This window comes from Peribacillus sp. P4_C12 (assembly GCF_056402095.1).
In genome coordinates this window covers 1-1788 of sequence record NZ_JBFUIB010000649.1, presented here as the reverse complement: position 1 = coordinate 1788, position 1788 = coordinate 1, and the positions used below count along the sequence as shown (strand labels likewise).

Genomic DNA, 1788 nt, shown 5'->3' with positions numbered 1-1788 from the left:
CCCTGATGTATATCCATCTGGGAAACAATGGGAGAGTGCGAACATCTCACTTGCACATGAACGTGTACGTCGTGCCGCAATTGGAATTCAAATGATTGAACGATATTATCCAGAAGCGAAAACATCGAAACTTGGTGCGGAAGGACTCGGAATTGCGAAAGTCGAAAAAGCAGCTGCGAAATAAATGATTTTCACCTGAAACGGGAGGAATCCCCCTGACCTAAAGGGGTTTATTACCATATGTGGGAGTGGAGTCTAAATGGCCTTTAAAATATTATTAACGGATTATGAATTTGAGCATTTACAATATGAAGAAGACGTTTTTAAAGAAAGCGGATTGGATATTGATTTTATAAAAGCGCAATGCAAAACAGAAGAAGAAGTTATTGAGTTGGCAAAAGAAGTGGATGCGATTTTAAATCAATATGCTCCTGTCTCACGCCGTGTCATTGGATCACTTGAAAACACGAAAATCATATCCCGCTACGGTGTCGGCGTCAATACAATTGATCTCGATGCGGCGAAAGAAAAGGGGATTACTGTTGCCAATGTACCTGATTATGGCATGGAAGAAGTTTCGAATCATGCATTGGCGCTTTTGCTTTCATGGGCGCGCAAAGTGACGCTGTTAAACAATGAGGTAAAAAAAGGTAACTGGGACTTTAAAGCTTGTGTGCCGATTCATCGTTTTAACGAGCAAACGGTTGGGGTTCTTGGTTTTGGCCGTATTCCGCGTCGTTTCGTGGAAAAGGTGAAACCGATCGGATTTAAAACGGCTGCATACGACCCATTCGTATCGGCAGAAGATATGGCAGCCGTCGGCGTTCAAAAAATGAATCTCGAAGAAATTATTAGTGAAGCTGATTATTTGTCCGTACATGTACCGCTAATTGATGATACGTTTCATCTGATCAATGACGAGCGCTTAAAACAAATGAAGAGAAACGCGGTCATCATTAACACAGCTCGTGGGCCGATAATCGATGAAAAAGCACTCGCTGAAGCACTTGAAAAAGGGATTATTGCAGGTGCCGCACTTGATGTTACAGAAGATGAGCCGGTCAGCATCGATAGCCCGCTTCTCAAAATGGACAATGTCATCATCACACCGCACAGCGCCTGGTATTCTGAGGAAGCGATGATTGAACTTCGTCAAAAAGCAGCGAAAAATATCGTTCAGGTCTTAAGCGGCGAAAAAACACCATACGCGTTGACGTAAGAGAGGATAAAAAATATGAAAATAGCATCTTTTTCGGTAAAATCCGACCATCATATCGGCATCGTACAAGATGGTCAAATCATAAGTTTAACGGCACTCGATCCAGATGATTTTCCTGCTTGTATGAAAACGTTTATAGAACGAGGAAGCGAGTTGCGTAAACGTGCTGAACAGTTAATCGAGCAACGGGGTAATGACGATGCAAAATTCTCACTATCAGAAGTAAAATTCCTCCCACCGATCGCACAGCCGGAAAAAATCATTTGCGTCGGGCTGAACTATATAGATCATTGCAAGGAAACTGGGATGGAGCCGCCGGCTTCACCGGTCATTTTTTCAAAATATGCGAATGCGATTGTCGGTCATAATGATGTTATTGAAATCCCAATTAATTCAAAAGAAGTCGATTTTGAAGCAGAGCTTGCGATTGTCATTGGAAAAAAAGCGAAAAATGTGTCAGAAGAAGAGGCGAATGACTACGTCTTTGGCTATACAATTATGAATGACATTAGCGCCCGGGATTTGCAATTTCAGGACGGCCAGTGGTCACGCGGCAAAACGGCGGATAC

At 42.7% G+C, this 1788-nt stretch carries 2 protein-coding genes and 1 pseudogene; all 3 read left to right on the top strand.

The features are described from left to right. A pseudogene (locus tag AC1DUW_RS27625) lies at nucleotides 1–184 on the top strand (hypothetical protein); the annotation flags it as partial. Between the two features lie 75 nt (nucleotides 185–259). Next, on the top strand, nucleotides 260–1219 hold the full coding sequence (locus tag AC1DUW_RS27620; RefSeq protein WP_477644027.1) for a C-terminal binding protein: 960 nt from the start codon (nucleotides 260–262) through the stop codon (nucleotides 1217–1219). 15 nt (nucleotides 1220–1234) lie between these two features. Then, nucleotides 1235–1788: fumarylacetoacetate hydrolase family protein (locus AC1DUW_RS27615; RefSeq protein WP_477644026.1), on the top strand; the 554-nt coding region annotated here is incomplete at its 3' end.

Excerpts from the sequence above, each read along its gene's own strand:
- AC1DUW_RS27620 (WP_477644027.1), top strand. The coding sequence starts at position 260 with ATGGCCTTTAAAATATTATTAACGGATTATGAATTTGAGCATTTACAA.